Raw genomic sequence first — 19,836 nt, 5'->3', positions numbered from 1 at the left:
CATTACATAACCTTCAAGGTTCGCATCCAAGTAGTACGCCCACCATTGCAGCATCAACCTGCGTTCATCCAGAAATTCCGCTTTATGAATATAAGCTGCACTTATGCCATTACGTTCTTGATGACTCATCTGCCGTTCCACTGCATCCCTCAACCACAATCCCGATTCAATCAATGAACTACACCATACCCGCAGACATCGGTTTCGAAGGATTATGATATGTCGATAAAGCTCGACTAAACTCCTATCTCATCAAAACCAAACAAAAAAATAAGTGTTCACGAAAACCAGCAGCACCAGCATTAATGCTAGCACTGCCGCTCCCTATAAAAAACCACGTCAGCCTAAGCACGGCACCCAAACTCCCCATGCACCACATTCCCATCATGCTCCAGGTTATCCATATAGTCGGCATACCACTGCAGCATCTCACGCCGTCCATCCAGATACTTCGCATGGTTGTAGGTACCGCGGATGCTGTTCTTATCTACATGGGCCAGTTGTGTTTCAATCCAGGCCGAGTTATAGCCTTGCTCATGCAGGATGGTGCTCATAGTGTGGCGGAAACCGTGGCCAGTCAGCCGCCCCTTGTAACCCAACAGTTCGATGACCTGGTTCACGCTTTCCTTGCTGATTGGCTTACGCTGATCGTTTCGTCCAATGAAAACCAAGGGATAGCCGCCAGTAATTGGCTTGAGAGAGCTGAACAGCTCGATAACCTGCGTTGATAATGGAACGACATGCGGTCGCTTCATTTTCATCACTTCAGGCGGGATGCTCCACACTCCCTTATCAAAGTCGATATCCTGCCAACGCGCAAATCTCAGTTCCTGGGTTCTTACGCCAGTCAGCATGATGATCTTGGTTGCGGTTTTGGTAATGACACTACCAGTGTAACCTGATAGGTCTTGAAGGAAATAGGGCAGTTCCTGAGCCGTCAGGAAGGGAAAGTGTTCCTTCTTCGGCGTTGCCAAAGCACTAGCGAGATCGGGTGCCGGATTGTAATTAGCTCTGCCGGTGATAATCGCAAAACGAAAGACTTCTCCGCAGCGTTGGCGAACCTTACGCATTTTCTCCAGTGCCCCACGCTTCTCCATTTTACGCAATGCTTCCAGTAACTCCATAGGCTTGAGATCGGCAATAGGCCGCTTGCCAATATAAGGGAAGATGTCTTTCTCGAAGGTATCAATGATTTCATCACGATAGCGCAGTGACCAGCGGTCGGCTTTAGCCTGGTGCCACTCGCGAGCAATGGCTTCAAAGGTATTTTCCACATTCAGCTTCTGAGCGAGCTTCTCGGCCTTTTTAGTTTCACTAGGGTCACCGCCTGCCGCTAGGATCTTTTTGGCTGCATCTCGCTTTTCACGCGCATCTGCCAGTGAAACATCGGGGTAAACACCAAAGGCAAGACGCTTCTCTTTACCGGCAACTCGGTATTTCATGCGCCAGTAACGCGATCCGTTCGTTGCCACTTCAACGTATAACCCCCCCGCATCACCTAAGCGGTACGGCTTATCTCTGGGCTTTAATGCCCGAACTTTTGCATCAGTTAATGGCATCGTTGTTTCCTCCTGAAAGCAAGAATGCTTTGACGGCCTGAGTTTGTTCCGGCGTAAGCGATAGGGTTTGCTTAGTTGTTTTGATAACCAGCCCACCAGATTCAGTGAGTGAAAGCTGGAAAGCTTGTTTGGCCCGTTCCTGGCGACGTTGTTCTCTCTCTAGAGTTTTATCAATCGCAGGATCGTAACCATCTTTGAGCTTCGCTTTGGCCTCTTCCCTTAACATGATGGCTTCACTAATCGTGACAGAAGGGAATGTTCCGAACGCCATGCTCTTCTCTTTCCCGTCTAGGCGGTACTTCAAACGCCAGTATTTTGAGCCTGTGGGCTTCACAAGCAAATAAAGCCCCCTACCAATAGCAAACTTGTAGGGTTTAGTACGGGCATCAAGTGCTACTATTATTTGATTATTAATGGTTTTTAGCTGTTTTGGTGGCATGTGGTTTTACCCACAGTGGTCGGTATGCCCAATAGTGCCCCCAGGGGCATATTGATACCAGTAGACACCTATTGACTTCCGAATACAATGAACTCTTGATATAAAAGGGGTTAACGGGGGTTTAGTTGACGCTTGGAAACCTCAGAAGAGCTCGAATGGCGGAAGATCACAGGAGTCGAACCTGCCCGGGACCGCTGGCGGCCCCAACTGGATTTGAAGTCCAGCCGCCCCACCGGGGACGATGATCTTCCATTGGGAGATCTGAAGAGTCGGCGATTATACCCTGAAAAACCCTACGTGCTAAGCGGAAAATCCCAGTTTCGCGATGTCTTCTTCATAAATAAAACAACGTTTTATTTTAATCAACACAAGTTTGGTACCCTTTGCTGCATAAATAGCCATCACCTTATTTACAGGGAGATACCATGTCTAAGAAAGTCGCTGTACTACTGGCGAAAGGGTTTGAAGAAGCAGAAGCGATCATGACCATCGACGTTTTGCGCCGTCTGGACATCCACGTAACCACCTTGGCCTGTCAGGATATGTTGGAGCTCACCAGCTATCACAACATCCGCATGTTTGCCGATGCACTTCTCGAACGCAGCATGGATGAAACCTTTGACGCCGTCGTTATTCCTGGCGGGCCTGAAGGGACGGTAAATCTGGCTGCTAATCCGCTGGTTGTGGAGTTTATTCGCCGTCATGACGCCGCAGGAAAATGGATTTGCCCTATCTGCTCTGCTGCTGCGCGCGTTTTGGGGGGAAATAATCTTCTCAATGGCCGCCGCTATACTTGCTCAGGCGATCTGCATCAGGATGTTAAAGACGGCATCTACGTGGACGAAAAAATTGTTGAAGATGGCAATCTGCTCAGTGGAAAAGGGCTTGGTGTTGCTTTTGATTTTGCTTTCCACCTCGGCTGGAAACTCACCGGTGACGCAAGCAATATTGATTTTCAGGTAGACCATATCTATTACGATTTCTGGCGAACACACGCCTAATAAATAGGCGTGACAGATATATTTGTTGCGCCATATTCTCCCATCTAATTATTTTATTTTAAAACGGGTTATCCCGATCACATAAAACACAAAACATAATTTCAGAATAAAAAAACACAATGGTTAGCAGCTTATCCTTGCCCTAAGAATGGCGTATCGAATCCACGATGCGAACGCTTTCAGAGGGACATATGAGCAGCCACATTCTGTCAAAACAAGAAAAAATCGGCTATGGCCTCGGCGATGCCGCAAGCCATATTGTTTTTGATAATGTCATGTTATACATGATGTTTTTTTATACGGATATTTTTGGTATTCCCGCGGGCTTCGTCGGCACTATGTTCCTGCTAGCGCGTGCGCTCGATGCGATTTCCGACCCTATCATGGGGCTAGTCGCTGACCGTACCCGTACCCGCTGGGGTAAATTCCGGCCTTATGTGCTGTTTGCCGCGATCCCCTTTGGCATCGTGTGCATATTTGCCTACAGCACGCCGGAACTCAGCCTAACCGGTAAAATGGTTTATACCGCTATCACTTACACCTTGCTGACGCTGATGTATACCGTCGTCAACATCCCATACTGTGCGTTAGGCGGCGTAATTACGGCCGATCCAACCCAACGCATTTCTCTACAATCCTACCGTTTCGTATTGGCCACCGCGGGCGGTATGTTAAGCACCGTTCTCATGATGCCGCTGGTCAGTTTTATTGGTAAAGGCGATCAAGCGTTCGGCTTTAAAGGCGGTATTGCAGTACTCGCTTTAGTTGCCGTCATCATGCTGGCTATTTGCTTTGCCACCACCAAAGAACGCATCAGCGATGAAGGAACAACGCAGGGCAGCATGCGTGAAGATCTGCGCGATATCATTCGCAACGACCAATGGCGCATCGTTGGCCTACTCACCATCCTGAATATCTTGGCCGTCTCGGTCCGCGGCGGCGCCATGATGTACTACGTCACCTATATCCTCGGTAATCCGCTGGTGTTTACTTGGTTCCTCACCACCTATTGCGTGGGCAATTTGTTTGGCAGCGCTGCGGCTAAACCGCTGACCGATTGGAAATGCAAAGTCAGCGTGTTTTGGTGGACCAACGCCATTCTTGCCGTTTTGAGCGTCGCCATGTTCTTTGTGCCCATTGGCGCCAATATCACTATGTTTATCTTCATCTTTATCATCGGCGTATTGCATCAGCTCGTCACCCCGATCCAATGGGTAATGATGTCCGATACCGTTGACTACGGCGAATGGAAAGGCGGCAAACGCCTCACGGGGATTAGCTTTGCGGGCACCCTGTTCGTCTTAAAACTGGGGCTCGCCCTCGGCGGCGCACTGATTGGCTGGATGCTAGCTGGCGCGGGATATCAATCGGGTGCCGCCACGCAAAACAGCGCCACTATCATGAGCATTATCGCCCTGTTCACGCTGGTTCCCGCCGTCTGCTACTTCCTGAGCGCGCTTATCGCCGCTCGCCTGTATACCCTGCGTACGCCGTTCATCAACCGCATTTTAAAAGAGCTGGCCGATGGCGTGCGCCGCAACGAACACGAATTTACTCAAGATATGAAGACAGCAGAGGATTTAAGTCATGAAAATCAGTGACGGCAATTGGCTCATCCATGAAGGACTCAACCTCATCCACCCGTTATATGTGTTTGAAGTCGAGCAGCACGCCCGTGAAATGGTCATTTACGCCGCCCCGCGTGAAGCCAGCGCGCGCTCAGCACAGCTGGATACTCCACTGTTTACGCTGCGCTTTTTCTCTCCACAGGAGGGAGTCATTGGTGTACGCATTGCGCACTTTACCGGACGAATAGAACGTGGGCCGCACTACCCTTTATATCACGCCACCGAGCACGCCATTCGGATGGAAAATACCGATGATTACGCCGCCCTGTACAGTGGAGATTTAAGCGTTCGGGTGACCAAAGGAGAAAACTGGGCGCTGGATTTCCTGCGTCACGGCTAGCGCATCACCGGCAGCGTGGCTAAATCCAATGGCTACATTCAAAATGCCAAAGATGGCAAAACGTATCTCTATGAACGCCTCGATTTAGGCGTGGGGGAAACCGTATATGGCCTCGGCGAGCGCTTTACTGCTTTCGTCAAAAATGGGCAAAACGTAGAAACGTGGAACCGCGACGGCGGCACCAGCACCGAACAGGCCTATAAAAATATCCCGTTCTATCTGACCAATCGCGGCTATGGCGTATTGGTAAATCATCCCGAATGTGTCTCATTTGAAGTGGGTTCGGAAAAAGTCTCCAAGGTGCAATTCAGCGTTGAGGGCGAACATCTAGAATATTTAGTCTTTGACGGCCCAACGCCAAAGCAGGTTCTAGACCGTTATACTCGCCTCACCGGTCGCCCTGCGCTGCCACCGGCGTGGTCATTTGGCCTCTGGCTTACCACTTCATTTACCACCAACTACGACGAAAAAACCGTTAACCGCTTTATCGACGGCATGGCCGAACGCAACCTTCCGCTGCACGTATTTCATTTCGACTGCTTCTGGATGAAGGCATTTCAGTGGTGCGATTTCGAATGGGACCCTGAAACCTTCCCCGACCCGGAAGGCATGCTCCAACGTTTGAAAGCGCGCGGGCTAAAAATATGCGTGTGGATTAACCCTTACATTGGGCAAAAGTCACCGCTGTTTAAACAGGGGATGGAGAAGGGATATCTGCTCAAACGTCCAAACGGCGACGTATGGCAATGGGATAAATGGCAGCCGGGACAGGGCATCGTTGATTTCACCAATCCTGCTGCCTGCGACTGGTATGCAGGGCATCTCAAACGCTTAATCCACATGGGCGTTGACTGCTTTAAAACCGATTTTGGCGAGCGCATTCCAACCGACGTGGTATGGCACGACGGTTCATGCCCACAAAAAATGCATAACCATTACGCCTTTATTTACAACAAGTTGGTGTATGAAGTCTTGCAGCAAGAATTGGGTAAAGACGAAGCGGTGCTATTTGCCCGCTCGGCGTCGGTCGGCGCGCAGCAATTTCCGGTTCACTGGGGCGGCGACTGCTACGCCACCTATGAATCAATGGCGGAAAGCCTGCGCGGTGGATTATCTCTTGGATTGTCTGGTTTTGGCTTCTGGAGCCACGACATCGGCGGATTTGAAAATACGGCACCGGCGCACGTTTACAAACGTTGGTGCGCCTTTGGCCTGCTCTCTAGCCATAGTCGCCTGCACGGCAGTAAATCCTACCGCGTACCGTGGGCGTATGACGATGAAGCCTGCGACGTGGTGCGTTTTTTCACCGAGTGGAAATGCCGCCTGATGCCGTACCTCTACGCTGCCTCTGCTCAGGCTGCCAAAACAGGTACGCCGGTGATGCGCGCTATGATGCTGGAATTCCCAGAAGATCCGGGCTGCGATTATCTGGATCGCCAATACATGTTGGGGGATTCGCTGCTGGTCGCCCCGGTGTTTAGCGAGAACGGTGACGTCAGCGTCTATTTGCCCGCGGGCCGCTGGACACATCTCTATACCAACCAAGAAGCCACCGGTGGCTGGCACCGAGAGCAGCACGGGTTCAACAGTTTGCCGCTATATGTACGCCCTAACAGCCTGATCGCTATCGGTAATAACAGCCAAAAACCTGATTATGACTACGCCGATAGCCCCTGTTTCCACCTGTTTGCCTTAGAAGCAAATACCCAAGCGAAGGCCGTCATTCCAGCCGCTGATGGTCAAGCTCAATTTACGCTTTGCGTGCAGCGTAAAGGCAACCAGTTGCATGTTTCAAGCACCGGAACCGCTCAGCGTTGGAGCCTATGCTTACGCAATATTCATCGAGCGATAACACAGGAAAACAGCGCAGTAGATGCGGGGGAAATGGGCGTTATCATCACGCCTGCTGATGGGGTTAACAGCCTGACGATCACGCTCAAATAACATCACTTTGCTAAAAAAAGACTGCCGCCAGCGCCTTAAACGCTGGCGGTTTTTTTAATGACGATTAATCGCGGGCACAGCCCATTCTTGCGGATAGCGCGATGGAACAAAGCGCAGCGTCAGCAGCATCAAGCCAACCACCAAGAACGCGTGGAATATCCAATCCATCAGGAAGTTACCGCTGAGGCTACGCAGCAATCCAGAAAGGTATGGCGACAAGCCTGCCACAATAAAACCGATCCCCTGCATGAAGGCCACCAAACGCCCCGCAATCGCTGGCTGAGGCGAGTGATCGAGCGCCAACACCAAGCACAAAGGGAACGCGCCGCCGAGCCCAAAGCCGCACACCACCGCCCATAGAACGGACATCTGCAAAGGCATCCAGATAAAACCACAGAACCCAATCAGCTGTAGCATTAGCGCCGCCAGCAGCAGCATGCGTCGATCCTGACGACGCGCAAACATTGGCAACATTAATGCCCCTACCGCCTGCCCAACCGTCATCAACGCCAGCAAACTCCCGCTAAACTGTGCGCTGGAGCCCAGCTGCATATAGTAGGGCGGCAGCCATGCGATCAGGCTGGTGTAACCGCCATTGATCAGCCCAAAATAGAGACCCAGCGTCCACGCACGCGGGCTGATATGTAAGCGCAGCGGCTGTGCTGACACCGCGTGTTTTATTGGCTGCGCCAGCGTTTTACTCTGCGGCCACCAGCCGATTAACGCAATCACAGCAGGTAATGCCCACCAAGCCAAAGATCGGTGCCAAACATCGCTGTGCTGCGCAAGCCACGGCGTTAGCGCCGCACCCAAACCGCCACCGCCCATCAGCGCCGCCGACCACAATCCCATCACCAGCGGCATACGGCGCTGGAAGGAACGTTTAATTACCGCAGGCATCACGGCCTGAATAATCCCGATACCAATCCCGCCCAGCAGTGCGCTGCTTAGCAACACGAGGCTTTGTGGCGCGAGCTCGCGCAGCAGCGCACCGACGGCAATAGCCAGCAAACTCAGCGCCACGCTATTGCGTTCACTGATATGACGATCGACCCAGCCTCCCGCCAGTGCTAATACGCCCATCGCTACCACCGGCAAGGCGGTTAATAACGAAACGGCGGTAAAGCTCATGCCGCTCGCTTCACGCAGCTGCGGCAATAATGGCCCGATAGAGGTAAGAAGTGGCCGCATATTCAGACCAATTAACACCAAAACTAACAACATCAAACTTTGTTTCTGTGTCTGACTCATGACTGCTTTTGCACCCAACGTTCATATAGCTTGCGGCCATTTGGTTGTGGCAAATGGTGAATCGGTAAAGATTGTTGTTCTAACGGCAGCTGTAGTTGCTGATAAATAGCCGCGGTCGATAATTTATACTCTTCCCCATCCTGATTGCCGTTGGCGAAATACACCGCCTTTACACCGGTCAGATACATGGCGCTGAGGCACATAGGGCAAGGCTGTCCGCTCGCATACACCGTACAGTCACGCAGCGCTGCGCTCCCCAGATGAGCAGAAACCTCACGAATACCGTTCAGCTCGGCATGCGCCGTTGGATCGCCATTGAGATGAATGGTGTTCACGGCCTCGGCAACAATCTCATCGTGACGCACAATCACTGCGCCAAATGGACGCCCACCCTGCTCAACGCTATCCGCCGCCAGCGCTAACGCGCGCTGTAGATACTCATCATGAGAAGACATGTGTGACTCCTGTTAATAAAAAGTTAGCAGGGTAAGGTTATCTTGAATTGTGGGGGAGGAATAGTGCCTAGATGGTGATTTAGGGGGAGTTCGCTAGATTTATGCTGGATAGGTGTAGGGTTTCGTATGTTAGATAGATGCCACGTTTCGACCGCCTATCCGTCGCGGCATTTACATATAGATTCCGTCGAAGGCGTCCGAGTCGGGTGCGCCAGCGCGCGCACCCAACACCCGCGCGCTTTTATCCGAGATGCCATCTCCGCTCCGGTTTGGTATCGCCCAGCCAGGGCGCCCCAAACTCCGCCGGTACATCCCTGTACCGGCGGCTCGCACTACCAAGACTTAAACAATTTAAAAAATAAGAAGATAAGAAGATAAGAAGATAAAAATATCTTTAATCTTTTCAGTGTTAAATGAAATGCATTCTAGAGCCGCCAGCAGGGATGCTGGTGGCAGGTTGAGGGCGCACAGGGATGTGCGCTCCGAGACCGGTCGGCCAAACAACACGGTAAAAAGCGCGAGAGTGAAGAGGTTGCGCGCTGGCAACCTCTTCTCGGACGCCTACACCGACGGTTTCATGGAAACAAATTTGCTGACTGGCGGACGAAACCCTTCACAGCTCTATCATGAAACTAGGTCTTTTAGGCGGACGTAATATGCATAAGGCCTAAAATATTCGGCATAGGCAATTAGTACAAAACCCTTCACAGCTCTATCAAAGAGATAGAAAACCGTTGGTGTACCCCAACTCACAATAACGCCGCCAACCGATTCAAATCCGACTGAATAGCCCCAGCCGTCACATCGCGTCCTGCGCCCGGTCCACGGATAACCAACGGATTATCACGATACCAGCGGCTTTCAATGGCAAACACGTTGTCACATGGCAACAACGCCGCCAGTGGGTGTTCTGGGCGAACGGCTTCCACACCAACGCGCGCTTTGCCGTTGGCATCAAATCGGGCGACATAACGCAGCACCAGCCCCATTTCGTTGGCCGCTTCCAAACGCTGGATCATTTGTTCGTTCAGGTCTTCACCGTTTTCGAAGAAATGATCGATAGATCCCCCTTCGCAGCCAGCCGGCACCAGCGATTCCACACGTACCTGATTCGGTTCAATGTCATAACCTGCCTCACGCGCCAAAATCACCAGCTTGCGCATCACGTCTTGACCAGAGAGGTCAACACGCGGATCGGGCTCGGTCAGCCCCTGCTGCCACGCTTGATCGACCAGCTCAGTAAACGGAACTGTTCCATCAAACTGAAGGAATAACCAAGATAACGTACCGGAGAAGATCCCGCTGATCGACAAGATGGAGTCGCCGCTATCGCGCAGATCGCGAACCGTATAGTTCACAGGTAAACCCGCGCCGACGGTGGCGTTATACAGCCAGTGACGACCGGTTTTCTCAAAGGCATCACGAACTTGGCGATAATCATCACTGCACGACGCACCAGCCAATTTGTTCGCACTAATAACGTGGAAACCATAGCTGGCAAAGTCACGATACTGCTGCGCCAACGACTCGCTGGCCGTAACATCCAGCACCACTAAATCGTCATAAGGGTGAGCACGCATCCACAGGAACAGGTTTTCTTCATCCATCTCCTGCGATTCATCATCAAAGAATGCCAATGCGCGGCTCGCGTCTAATCCTTCATAATTCAGCAAGCTGCGGCTGCTATCTACCACGCCAGCCAGCACAAATTCAAAGCCGCTACGGGCAGAAATATTCTCCTGCTCACGCGCAAACAGTTCTAACCAGCGCGAACCGATATTGCCCTTGCCCATCAATACCAACCCAACGCGTTTTTCGGCGCGGAACAGCGTGGTGTGTAAACCTTGAATCAGGGCTTCAGTTGGGCCACGGCGCAATACCGCCACCAAGCTGATGCTGTCTTCTGACTGGCAGAAGAACTCAATTGGCTGATCTTTTAGTTGCTGATAGAAACGGTGGCTGTGCAGTGGGTTCTTGCATACGCCTGCGCCGACTAACGCCACCAGCGCCAATCCTTCACGCAGCTGTAGCAAACCCGGAACGCCAGATTCTTCCAATAGCTTCAGCGCACTTTCCACCACTTCAGCGGTATAGCACAGCTGGATCATATGACGGTCGCGATGCACGCCGGTCGCTAATGGACGCAGCTGGGAGCGCTTGAGCACGCGGTCAATTTCCTGACGCACGTGTTCAAAATCATGGCTTTGAGGAACATTAAGCTCAATCAGGCAAACTTCATCGTGGCTGGTGACAATTTTTGCACCGGTGCCAGATGCCAAAACACGCTCAATGCGCGTTGAGCCCTGCTCTGGCTGATAGCTACAGCGCAGTTGTAAGTCAATATCGCTGGCGGAAACCGGCTGCAACGTGCGCGCATGCAGAACCGGCGCGGCTAAGCGTGCCAGTTCGCTAGCTTCGTCTAAACGCAGCAGTGGCAACAGGCAGGCATCTTTAACCTTGCGTGGGTCAGCGCTGTACACACCAGCCACGTCGCTCCAAATCGTCACGCGAGAAACGCCCGCTAATGAGCCGATCTGAGTGGCGGAATAGTCAGAACCGTTACGCCCTAACAGCACGGTTTCACCCGCATCGTTACGGCAAATAAACCCCGTGGCGACGAGGCGTTTGTTAGGATGCTGAGCCAGAATTTGCTGTAATAGAGGATAAGATCGGCCTTCATCAACCTGTGGCTGGGCAGAACGTTCGGCGCGCAGGAAACTACGCGCATCCAGCCACTCTGACTCCATGCCTTTTACGTTGAGCAGCGCCGACATCAAACGCGCAGACCATATTTCACCGTGCCCTACCACTTCAGCATAGGTCGCATCGCACATCGGCTCGTCGAGTAAGGCGGCTAAGCGCTCCAAATCCTGAGTAAAGAGCGCAACCAAAGGCTCGGCAAGTTCAGCCGGCAACAGGCCCGTGATGAGTTCGCTCTGATAGCGACGTAATGCCTGCTGAACCTGATGCGCAGAGATCCGGTCAGTCTGGCTTAGCCTCAACCAGCTAATCAGCTGATTGGTGGTGCTACCCGCTGCGGAAACAACCATCATATCGCCAGGGAAGCTGTACTCCGCCATAATCCCTGCGACACGCAGATAACATTTCACATCGGCTAAACTACTGCCGCCAAACTTATGCAGCTGGCGTCCTATCGCCTGCCCCGCTACCGGTTGTGCGCTCATTCTTTACCTCTTAAAACCAGCCTAATATGCAGCATTATCGTTTGAGAAACAGCATATTAGCGTTGGCTGTTAGCTTTCTGGAACGCCTGCTCCAGATCGGAAATTAAATCGTCACCGTCTTCGATACCTACAGAAATACGCATCAGGCTTTCTGAAATACCTGCGGCCTTACGCGCCTCTGGAGCCATCCCCGCGTGAGTCATCGTGCCTGCGTGGGAAATTAAACTCTCCACGCCGCCTAAAGATTCTGCCAGTGTAAACAGTTGCAGCGATTTTAGGAATCGTCGCAGCAAGGCTTCATCGCCATCCAGTTCAAAGCTCAGCATCGCGCCAAAGCCAGACTGCTGACGGCAGGCAATTTCATGTCCTTGGTTTTCTGGCAACGAAGGATGATAAAGCTTTTTCACCAACGGCTGATGCTTGAGAAACTCCACAATTTTCAGCGCGTTTTGCTGCTGTAGCTGAATGCGAGGGCTAAGGGTTCTCAGGCCACGCAGCAGGAGATAGCTGTCGAAAGCGCTGCCGGTTACGCCAATATTATTCGCCCACCATGCTAGCTCGGTAACATGCTCAGGATCTTTGGCAATAACGGTTCCCGCTACCACGTCGGAGTGACCATTTAAGTATTTGGTACAGGAATGCAGAACCAAATCAGCGCCTAATTTTAAGGGCTGTTGCAGCGCCGGGCTTAAGAAGGTGTTATCAACCACCGTTAACGCGCCCACGGCCTTAGCCGCTGTGCAAATAGCAGCAATATCGACCACGCGTAGCAACGGATTACTTGGGGTTTCGATCAGCACCAGCTTAGGTTTTTGTTCTAACGCGGCCGCGAGAGCCTGCGCATCACCCTGATCGACAAACAGCACGTTATACGCGCCGCGCTTGGCCAAACTATCGAACAGACGATAGCTGCCGCCGTAGCAGTCGTGCGGCGCTACCAGCAGATCGCCTGGTTTGAGGAAAACCGTGCACACCAAATGAATCGCCGACATACCCGTGCTGGTCATCACAGCCCCAGCGCCGCCTTCTAACTCAGCCAGCGCGCGCTGCACCACATCACGCGTAGGATTCCCACGGCGAGAGTAGTCATGCGCCCGTGGTTCATTGAAGTCGGTGAAGTTGTAAGTGCTGGAAAGATGGATGGGCGGAACGACGCAACCATACTGCTCGTCATCATTTAAACCACTGCGCACTGCAAGTGTTGCCTGCTTATATGTCACGTTGTTCTCTCCGCGCTGGATGATGTGTCGGGTGAAAGTGGAATAAAGATTAATCGCTTCGAATATAGACGTCAATACTTCTAGACATCTAAACTTCTTTGCGTATAGATTGAGCCTTGAGGAAATAACCGCTAAAATTATGTCAGTTTGAGGTGTACTGAAATCACAAAACGGTGGCATAAACCGATAAATCAGACACTTCGTGAGCATAAATCGTGAGGATCGGACATAATTAGCCGTTTCTCAAAATAACTAAGTCTAATTAAGGTATCCCCCCATGGCTGCTGAATGGAATGGCGAATACATCAGCCCTTATGCTGAGCACGGCAAAAAAAGCGAGCAGGTGAAAAAAATCACTGTATCTATCCCGCTGAAAGTGCTGAAAATCTTAACCGACGAGCGCACGCGCCGTCAGGTCAACAACCTACGTCACGCAACCAACAGTGAGTTGCTGTGTGAAGCGTTTCTGCATGCGTTTACTGGCCAACCGCTGCCTAACGATGCAGACCTGCGTAAAGAGCGTAGCGATGAAATCCCAGAAGCGGCAAAAATATTGATGAGAGAGATGGGTATCGACCCAGACACTTGGGAATATTAATGTTTGCAGTTCTGCAAAATAGAAAACCACGCTGAAATGCGTGGTTTTTTTTTGGCTAAGAGACTGACCACACCCTAACCCTCCCTTTCATAGAGGAGGGAACCGTTTGGCTATGTTTGTAAGATCCTCGATCGGCTCCTCCCCTGCCAAGGGGGAGGTTGAGAGGGGGTCTTGGCAAATCACGCAATAATCGGTGAATGAACCTCAGGCCGCACACCGAGCGTATGGCAGATGGCATAACTCATTTCTGCGCGGTTTAGCGTGTAGAAATGGAAGTCTTTCACGCCTTCACGACTGAGAATTTTCACCATGTCCATCGCGATATTCGCGCCCACCATTTTGCGCGTTTCAGCATCGTCATCCAGCCCTTCAAACATGCTGGTCATCCAGTGCGGCACGCGCACATTGGTCATGGTCGCAAAGCGCTGTAGCTGCTTAAAGTTCGATACCGGCAAAATACCCGGCACAATTTCCACGTCGATACCCGTAGCAACACAACGGTCACGGAAACGCAGGTAGCTTTCAACGTCGAAGAAAAACTGAGTAATCGCGCGGCTCGCACCGGCATCAATTTTACGTTTTAAATTAATGAGATCGGCCTGTGGGCTTTTGGCTTCGGGATGAACCTCAGGATAGGCGGCAACGGAAATATCAAAATCGCCGACCTCTTTCAGTAACGAGACCAGATCACAGGCATACATATCGGGTTTACCGCCGCCCGCTGGCAAATCGCCACGCAGAGCCACAATATGGCGGATACCGTTATTCCAATAATCCTGTGCGATGGTGCGTAACTCATCACGAGTGGCATCAACGCAGGTCAAATGCGGCGCGGCTTCTAGACCGGTACGGTCTTTAATACCTTTGATAATGCTGTGGGTACGATCACGTTCACCAGAATTAGCGCCGTAGGTCACAGAAACAAATTTCGGTTTTAGGCTGCTCAAGCGGTCGATGGACTGCCACAGAGTATCTTCCATTTCGCTGGTGCGTGGCGGGAAGAACTCAAATGACACATTAATTTGTCCGTGCAGTTCTGCCAGACTTTGGTTCAACGCCTCGCGCTGATTTGCGTGAAAGAAACTCATACCCCATCTTCCTCTTGTTGACCTGTTCGTGCGTAACCGCACTTTTTATTATCGTTTTTAATAAGCGTCTATACGTTTAGACGTCTAAACATGAAATTGCCGTAAGTTGGTCACTGAGTCAACAGTTAAATGAATTTCTCGCATGATGAATGTTCAAGGGGAGGTGAAATAAATTCATGTCTGGTATTTCGTGAAGTGACCCCTCCCAACATCACTGAACGGTTCCCGCCCCTGCTAAGGGGAGGGTTAGGGTGGGGTCGGCAACGAACTACCGCTTACTGATCTTATCCGCAATCGGCTTCACAACTTTATCGCCGTGATTGCCAAAGAACTGGTACAGAGAGTCCGATGCCGTGTGAGTTAGCACCATAATCTCGATACGGCGGTTGGTTGCACTCAGTGGCTGATCGTTATCCAACAGCATTTGGTCAGCCATAGCGTTCACCTGCAATACTTTATCCATCTCCAAACCGCCGCGTGCCAGCGCCTTGCGTGCAGCCATCGCACGATCGCCCGACAGGTTCCAGTTGTTGTACAACTCCTGATCGCGGTAGCGTGAAGAATCGGTATGGCCCGTAATAATGATTTTGTTGTCCAGCTTATTAAACACCGGTGCCAAATCTCTTAGCAGACGATTAAAGAACGGCGTCAAAATGGCGCTACTACGCTGGAACATCTCACGCTTTTGGTCGTCTTGAACCAAAATACGCAGCCCCTGCGGCACAATCTCCATCTTCATATTGGTCTGTGCGTTATACGCCGAAGTGACCTGCAAGATGATGCGCGCCAGCTCTTCCATTTCTTGCTGAGAGCGTTTATTAACCTCTTCTAGCGATTCCGTTTTATTAACGATATCGGCAACGGACTGCTTTGGCTGTTCGCTCTTTATGCCACCGTTATCTGAACCGGAGCCGCTACCGTCTTCGTTTTCATCACCGCTACGCTTGCCTTCAAGAATAGGGTTACTTCCCCTACCTGAGCTCTTTTGCGTGATGGGGTTTATCGACATGCCATCAAAGATGGATTCGCTATTGAGGGTAGAGACAATTTCTTTACGCTCTTCTTCAGTCACCGAGCCCATAATCCACAGCACCATAAACAGCGCCATCATCGCGAGCGTAAAGTCAGCAAAGGCGACCTTCCACGCGCCACCGTGAATCGCATCGTGCGATTTACGCGAGGAGCGCTTGATTATCGTGGTGTGACCTTTACCTTTTGGGGAGCGCATCAGTTATCCCCCACCATCTGGTTCACCCAAGAATCCAGCGTAGCGAAGGTAGGTTTGGAATCCATTGGCAACATCTTGCGGCCCGCATCTACGGCCAGCAACGTGGGTTTACCCGCAACATGGTTAACCAGCACGGTACGCACACATTCCAGCACCGCCATCTGCGTTTTGGCGCGCTGCTCCATGGCGTTTGCCACCGGATCCATCAGGCAATAACAGATAAATACGCCCAAGAACGTACCAATCAGCGCAGCTGCAACCTTAATACCGATAACCGCAATCGAACCATCAATAGACTGCATAGTGATGATGATCCCAAGAACTGCCGCACAAATACCAAAACCCGGCATCGCTTCTGCGGTACGCTGCAAAGAACGTGAAGGCAGCAGAAGCTCCTCTTCCATCGCGCCCAGTTCTTGCTCAAGAATACCTTCCAGCTCGTGTTCGTTGATCTTACCCATTGCCATCAAACGGAAGTTATCCGAAATAAACGTCACTAGGTCTTTATCGCGTAAAATCAGCGGATATTTTTGGAACAGCGCACTGCTTTCTGGAACTTCAATGTGCTCATCGAGGACTTTCAAACCACCGTCCTGCACCAGTTCTAACAGCTCATACAGCAGCATTAACAGCTGGCGCTGGTATTCATCGGTGTATTCGTTTTTGCGTAATACACCACGGAACTGGCGCCACATTTCGATCAGCACGTGTTTTGGGTTGGCCAAAACCATGGCCCCTAAACCCGCGCCAAGAATAATAACGATTTCGCCTGGTTGCCAAAAAGAAGCCAAACGCCCACCCGACATAATGAAGCCGCCGAGAACACAGACGAAAATAATAATCAGACCTAATAATTTCTGCATAGTGGTTCCACTTCTAGAAAAAGCTTTTAATTTTTTCTGTAATTTTCTTATTGAGCTGACAGACTCTGGCTTCGGTAAGATCCAGCACCAGTGCTATCTCTTTCAGACTCATTTCATGCTGATAATAGAGGCTCAAGATCAGCTGCTCGCGTTTATCGAGGCTGGCCAAAGCAACACGCAAGGTATTGCTGACCATCATCTCGTCCTCCAACGGACGGCTATTGAGCGCGGAACCCACACCGTCGTTAGAGAGTAAATCATCAAGGCTTTCCAGCGATTTAGCGCAGTCGAGCAACAGATATTCCTGATACTCCTGCGGCGTGATCTCTAGCCGGCCCGCAATTTCTTCATAGCTAGGTTCTTTGCCTAGCTCTCGCGCCAGCTCACGGATGGCGTCATTAAGCTTGTGGGTCTTCTGTCGTAAGCGGCGTGGGCGCCAGTCTAACTGGCGCAGTTCGTCCAACACGGCACCGCGAATTCGATGAATAGCATAAGCACCGAACTGCTCATCGGGATGTCCGTAACGACGCAAGGACGAGAGCAACCCCATTAGGGCGATCTGTTCCATGTCCTCGCGGTCGAGAACGCTGCTGGTTTGGTAAGACAGCTGTCTTACCACACGTTTTACCAACGGCAGATACGCGGTGAGATACTGCGTTTCTTGCGCCGGAGTCAGCGCTTCATTGGTCATAAAATCCATTATTTCCATTGCTCGTGCTTCTATCGCTTTCTATTGAAAGACCATCTTGCTAATGATGACATCGTGAAACGGCACGCCCGTATTTAGTGCTTTAAACTTCTTCACATACGCCGCCATCAGCTGTTCACGCAGCTCAACCACGTTCATGCCACGAATATGTGAATATTCCATGTCGGATAACAGGCTAACGGTCGCCCCGCGGATCGCAGGAATCATCGCCTCAGTACGCGCAGTTTCTTTGCTATCAGAAGTCGCAAGCGCCAATTCCAAAAGCAGATAGCGTTCTTTTTTGTTATCACTTTTCAAGGTGATAACAACGTTCTTAATTTCGACAAACTCAATGGTGGCTTCGCCATCAGCGGAGAACATCTTAGAAATCTTGTCGCCCACGCCGTTTTCTGGCTGAGCCAAAATATGATTCCCCATTACGGCTAAAACCGCCGCCAGCACGGCGGCGACTAATGCGATTACCAAACCTAATGAAAATGTTTTTACGGTCATATATGTCTTATTCAGTAGTTCAAATTGTCATGAGGACAGATTCATCCTCGCGGGTTTTCTTTGATGGTTCAGTGGTTTCACTGTCCAGCGGCATACCCGAGAGAATGAAAGGCTGTTGAGCGTCGCCTTGATGCCCATGCCCTGATTGTTGCTGTGAGTTTTGCGAGGAAACCTGAACGTTCACCTGAACAAAGTTCTGGTCGGTCAGGCTTTGGCGCAGTTCATTACTGACCTGCTGCAGGGCGCGATAAACCTCACCTTGGCTCGCATTGATATGCACCTGCAAACGTCCTGACTCAAATTGAATCGAGATATCGATCTTGCCCATATCCGGCGGATCGAGTCGGATCGTGGCATGCTGAACCTGATTTTTCACCTGAACCTGTAAACGCTCACCGAGTGAATTTTGTAACTGCTGCGGCCAACGCTCTTCGCTGGACTCCAGCTTCAGCGGCGCAGTAGTCGCATTGAAATTCTGCACCGTCGAAGCCACGGTATTACCCACGCTGGAAGGCGCAGACGTCGCTAACGATGCATTCAGGAGATCGCCGGGCACAGAGGAATGCTGCTGCATCACAGGACTAAACGCTTCGTGGGTCTTGGTCATCGCCGATGAAATGGCAATATCAGACGGCGCGGTGTTTAGCGCGGCGTTCAACACCGACGCATTGACGGGCTGCGAAGCACTTGGCATCACTGGTTGAGGCGCGATCTGGCGATTTAGCATCAACAATTCCGCCGAAGGCTGCTGCTCACCCAGCGGCATAGCCACCGGTTGAGTCGGTGGTTGATAGGTGTTTAGCAGCAGGTTCAACATCTGCTGTTGATCCTCCTGCGGCAAACTGGCCAGATCGTCAACATCCGCATCACTCTCATCAGAAGGCAGCGCGGTATCCGCACTCGTGCCGCCCGCCGCAGGACGCAAACCCGCAACCCCAGACTGAGCCAGCAAAGAGCCCACCATGCTGAGCAGCTCATGACTGAACTGCGCGGCGTTTTCCGGTGATGCACTACTATTTGGCATTCCGCCGACCGCACCGATCGTCGACGCAGCGCCAGTCGAGTCACTGATAGACACGGTAGAAGATGCCCCCATAGCGGTAGGCGTTGAGCTAGAAATCAGATCCATCATGCTCATTATTCGCTGTCCTCGTCGCCGCCAAAAATAGCGTAAGCAACTGCCCCTTCACGGTTATTGCGGTGCAAAGCCATCTTGTGCTCAAGCTCAGCGCTTTGCTGACGGCAGATCTCATTCACGCGACGATGGGTATCCTTCAACATCATCAAGGCTTGCCGCTTTTGTTCACTCAACGGCTGCCCACTGAGTGAACTCAGTAATGAAGCGATCTGCTTATCAACATTCCGCACCTGTACCCAATCACGCTGCTGAGTGGCACTCTTCAACGCGTTGGCAAGGAACTGAATCAGCTGAATATCATCCATTCTGTTTACCCATCTCTTCCCAACCTTCACGCAGGTTGTTGAGGATGGCTTCCACTTCATCAATGTATTCAACGGACAGCTTATGGCTGGCGTCGTACAAACGGTAAACGCAGTAGTCATACAGGTTTGCCAAGCTCAAAGCCAAGTCGCCGCCCTTTTCGTAATCCAGCGCGCTGGTCAGCGCATTGAGAATATCGATGCATTTATTAATGCTTTGAACTTTACGTTCATAGCGTTTAGCAACAATGTGGCTCTTGGCGCGAACCAGTTCATCCATGAGACCGCCAAACAGCATAAGAACCAGCTGATGAGGGGTCGCAGCGGCGGCCTGAATCGCCAGATCTGAATCCTGATAGAGGCCGTATCCTTCCTGTTGAGTTCCGTACATAAAAC

Annotated in this window: 17 protein-coding genes, 1 tRNA gene and 2 pseudogenes; 4 read left to right on the top strand and 16 right to left on the bottom strand. The window is 51.4% G+C overall.

Going from position 1 to position 19,836, the window contains the following annotated elements; all coding sequences use genetic code 11:
* From BN1044_RS23990 to BN1044_RS18010, 4 genes and pseudogenes are all read right to left on the bottom strand, one after another.
* Window positions 1-183, bottom strand: a pseudogene (locus BN1044_RS23990) (tyrosine-type recombinase/integrase); the annotation flags it as partial.
* 161 nt (window positions 184-344) lie between these two features.
* Window positions 345-1,559 (bottom strand): tyrosine-type recombinase/integrase, encoded by a 1,215-nt coding sequence (locus BN1044_RS18020; protein WP_072309834.1) that lies wholly within the window; start codon window positions 1,557-1,559, stop codon window positions 345-347.
* The gene (locus tag BN1044_RS18015; RefSeq protein WP_072309833.1) at window positions 1,546-1,998 is read right to left on the bottom strand and encodes an Arm DNA-binding domain-containing protein; all 453 of its coding nucleotides are present in this window, start codon (window positions 1,996-1,998) and stop codon (window positions 1,546-1,548) included. Before BN1044_RS18015 ends, BN1044_RS18020 begins: the two co-directional genes overlap by 14 nt.
* Window positions 1,999-2,154: 156 nt before the next feature.
* Window positions 2,155-2,249 (bottom strand) — tRNA-Sec (locus BN1044_RS18010).
* Between the two features lie 174 nt (window positions 2,250-2,423).
* Between BN1044_RS18010 and BN1044_RS18005 the strand changes: the two genes are divergently transcribed.
* From BN1044_RS18005 to yicI, 3 genes and pseudogenes are all read left to right on the top strand, one after another.
* A complete protein-coding gene (locus BN1044_RS18005; RefSeq protein ID WP_072309832.1) occupies window positions 2,424-2,999 on the top strand; it encodes a DJ-1/PfpI family protein in 576 nt (191 codons plus the stop codon).
* Between the two features lie 191 nt (window positions 3,000-3,190).
* On the top strand, window positions 3,191-4,600 hold the full coding sequence (locus BN1044_RS18000) for a glycoside-pentoside-hexuronide family transporter (protein WP_072309831.1): 1,410 nt from the start codon (window positions 3,191-3,193) through the stop codon (window positions 4,598-4,600).
* Window positions 4,587-6,911: pseudogene (gene yicI / locus BN1044_RS17995) on the top strand (alpha-xylosidase). The gene BN1044_RS18000 and the pseudogene yicI overlap by 14 nt, the downstream one beginning before the upstream one ends.
* A 54-nt stretch (window positions 6,912-6,965) precedes the next feature.
* Here yicI and BN1044_RS17990 read toward each other — a convergent pair.
* The 4 genes from BN1044_RS17990 to metB form a co-directional block, all read right to left on the bottom strand.
* On the bottom strand, window positions 6,966-8,162 hold the full coding sequence (locus tag BN1044_RS17990; RefSeq protein ID WP_072309830.1) for a cyanate transporter: 1,197 nt from the start codon (window positions 8,160-8,162) through the stop codon (window positions 6,966-6,968).
* A complete protein-coding gene (locus BN1044_RS17985; RefSeq protein ID WP_072309829.1) occupies window positions 8,159-8,617 on the bottom strand; it encodes a nucleoside deaminase in 459 nt (152 codons plus the stop codon). The genes BN1044_RS17990 and BN1044_RS17985 overlap by 4 nt, the downstream gene beginning before the upstream one ends.
* A 749-nt stretch (window positions 8,618-9,366) precedes the next feature.
* Window positions 9,367-11,802 (bottom strand): bifunctional aspartate kinase/homoserine dehydrogenase II, encoded by a 2,436-nt coding sequence (locus BN1044_RS17975; RefSeq protein ID WP_072309828.1) that lies wholly within the window; start codon window positions 11,800-11,802, stop codon window positions 9,367-9,369.
* A gap of 56 nt (window positions 11,803-11,858) precedes the next feature.
* Window positions 11,859-13,022 carry a cystathionine gamma-synthase gene (gene metB, locus BN1044_RS17970; protein ID WP_139130972.1) on the bottom strand — a complete coding sequence of 388 codons (1,164 nt, stop codon included), beginning with the start codon at window positions 13,020-13,022 and terminating at the stop codon, window positions 11,859-11,861.
* A 277-nt stretch (window positions 13,023-13,299) separates the two neighbouring features.
* On the opposite strand from metB, the gene metJ reads away from it, so the two are divergent.
* Window positions 13,300-13,620, top strand: coding sequence for a met regulon transcriptional regulator MetJ (metJ, locus tag BN1044_RS17965; RefSeq protein ID WP_025799616.1), 321 nt, complete (start codon window positions 13,300-13,302; stop codon window positions 13,618-13,620).
* 179 nt (window positions 13,621-13,799) lie between these two features.
* Here the strand turns inward: metJ and metF are convergent, their stop codons facing one another.
* The 8 genes from metF to fliS all read right to left on the bottom strand — a co-directional run bounded on the left by metF (window position 13,800) and on the right by fliS (window position 19,831).
* Complete coding sequence (metF, locus tag BN1044_RS17960) at window positions 13,800-14,708, bottom strand: methylenetetrahydrofolate reductase (RefSeq protein ID WP_072309827.1); 909 nt, start codon at window positions 14,706-14,708, stop codon at window positions 13,800-13,802.
* A 268-nt stretch (window positions 14,709-14,976) separates the two neighbouring features.
* Window positions 14,977-15,936, bottom strand: coding sequence for a putative lateral flagellar export/assembly protein LafU (lafU, locus tag BN1044_RS17955; protein ID WP_072309826.1), 960 nt, complete (start codon window positions 15,934-15,936; stop codon window positions 14,977-14,979).
* On the bottom strand, window positions 15,936-16,799 hold the full coding sequence (motA, locus tag BN1044_RS17950) for a flagellar motor stator protein MotA (RefSeq protein ID WP_072309825.1): 864 nt from the start codon (window positions 16,797-16,799) through the stop codon (window positions 15,936-15,938). The genes lafU and motA overlap by 1 nt, the downstream gene beginning before the upstream one ends.
* 13 nt (window positions 16,800-16,812) lie before the next feature.
* Window positions 16,813-17,499 carry a FliA/WhiG family RNA polymerase sigma factor gene (locus tag BN1044_RS17945; RefSeq protein WP_072309824.1) on the bottom strand — a complete coding sequence of 229 codons (687 nt, stop codon included), beginning with the start codon at window positions 17,497-17,499 and terminating at the stop codon, window positions 16,813-16,815.
* 30 nt (window positions 17,500-17,529) lie between these two features.
* Window positions 17,530-18,000, bottom strand: a complete 471-nt coding sequence (locus BN1044_RS17940; protein ID WP_072309823.1) for a flagellar basal body-associated FliL family protein — start codon at window positions 17,998-18,000, stop codon at window positions 17,530-17,532.
* Between the two features lie 19 nt (window positions 18,001-18,019).
* Window positions 18,020-19,138 (bottom strand): flagellar hook-length control protein FliK, encoded by a 1,119-nt coding sequence (locus BN1044_RS23440; RefSeq protein WP_168780218.1) that lies wholly within the window; start codon window positions 19,136-19,138, stop codon window positions 18,020-18,022.
* Window positions 19,138-19,443: a hypothetical protein gene (locus tag BN1044_RS17930; protein WP_072309822.1), complete on the bottom strand. Its 306-nt coding sequence runs from the start codon at window positions 19,441-19,443 to the stop codon at window positions 19,138-19,140. The genes BN1044_RS23440 and BN1044_RS17930 overlap by 1 nt, the downstream gene beginning before the upstream one ends.
* Window positions 19,436-19,831, bottom strand: coding sequence for a flagellar export chaperone FliS (gene fliS, locus BN1044_RS17925; protein WP_072309821.1), 396 nt, complete (start codon window positions 19,829-19,831; stop codon window positions 19,436-19,438). Before fliS ends, BN1044_RS17930 begins: the two co-directional genes overlap by 8 nt.
* Window positions 19,832-19,836: the final 5 nt, after the last annotated feature.

Origin of the sequence: Hafnia alvei (assembly GCF_900095695.1) — a bacterium.
Lineage (GTDB): Bacteria > Pseudomonadota > Gammaproteobacteria > Enterobacterales > Enterobacteriaceae > Hafnia > Hafnia alvei_B.
Note: the sequence above shows the minus strand (reverse complement) of the source record. Positions and strands in the feature narration are given on the sequence as shown.

Bases quoted from the DNA above. Each gene is read 5' to 3' on its own strand.
- BN1044_RS17990 (WP_072309830.1), bottom strand. From the start codon at position 8,162: ATGAGTCAGACACAGAAACAAAGTTTGATGTTGTTAGTTTTGGTGTTA.
- fliS (WP_072309821.1), bottom strand. From the start codon at position 19,831: ATGTACGGAACTCAACAGGAAGGATACGGCCTCTATCAGGATTCAGAT.
- BN1044_RS17945 (WP_072309824.1), bottom strand. From the start codon at position 17,499: ATGGATTTTATGACCAATGAAGCGCTGACTCCGGCGCAAGAAACGCAG.
- lafU (WP_072309826.1), bottom strand. From the start codon at position 15,936: ATGCGCTCCCCAAAAGGTAAAGGTCACACCACGATAATCAAGCGCTCC.
- BN1044_RS17940 (WP_072309823.1), bottom strand. From the start codon at position 18,000: ATGACCGTAAAAACATTTTCATTAGGTTTGGTAATCGCATTAGTCGCC.
- metJ (WP_025799616.1), top strand. From the start codon at position 13,300: ATGGCTGCTGAATGGAATGGCGAATACATCAGCCCTTATGCTGAGCAC.
- BN1044_RS17985 (WP_072309829.1), bottom strand. From the start codon at position 8,617: ATGTCTTCTCATGATGAGTATCTACAGCGCGCGTTAGCGCTGGCGGCG.
- BN1044_RS18005 (WP_072309832.1), top strand. From the start codon at position 2,424: ATGTCTAAGAAAGTCGCTGTACTACTGGCGAAAGGGTTTGAAGAAGCA.
- BN1044_RS18000 (WP_072309831.1), top strand. From the start codon at position 3,191: ATGAGCAGCCACATTCTGTCAAAACAAGAAAAAATCGGCTATGGCCTC.
- BN1044_RS17975 (WP_072309828.1), bottom strand. From the start codon at position 11,802: ATGAGCGCACAACCGGTAGCGGGGCAGGCGATAGGACGCCAGCTGCAT.
- metF (WP_072309827.1), bottom strand. From the start codon at position 14,708: ATGAGTTTCTTTCACGCAAATCAGCGCGAGGCGTTGAACCAAAGTCTG.
- BN1044_RS18020 (WP_072309834.1), bottom strand. From the start codon at position 1,559: ATGCCATTAACTGATGCAAAAGTTCGGGCATTAAAGCCCAGAGATAAG.
- BN1044_RS18015 (WP_072309833.1), bottom strand. From the start codon at position 1,998: ATGCCACCAAAACAGCTAAAAACCATTAATAATCAAATAATAGTAGCA.
- BN1044_RS23440 (WP_168780218.1), bottom strand. From the start codon at position 19,138: ATGAGCATGATGGATCTGATTTCTAGCTCAACGCCTACCGCTATGGGG.
- BN1044_RS17930 (WP_072309822.1), bottom strand. From the start codon at position 19,443: ATGGATGATATTCAGCTGATTCAGTTCCTTGCCAACGCGTTGAAGAGT.
- motA (WP_072309825.1), bottom strand. From the start codon at position 16,799: ATGCAGAAATTATTAGGTCTGATTATTATTTTCGTCTGTGTTCTCGGC.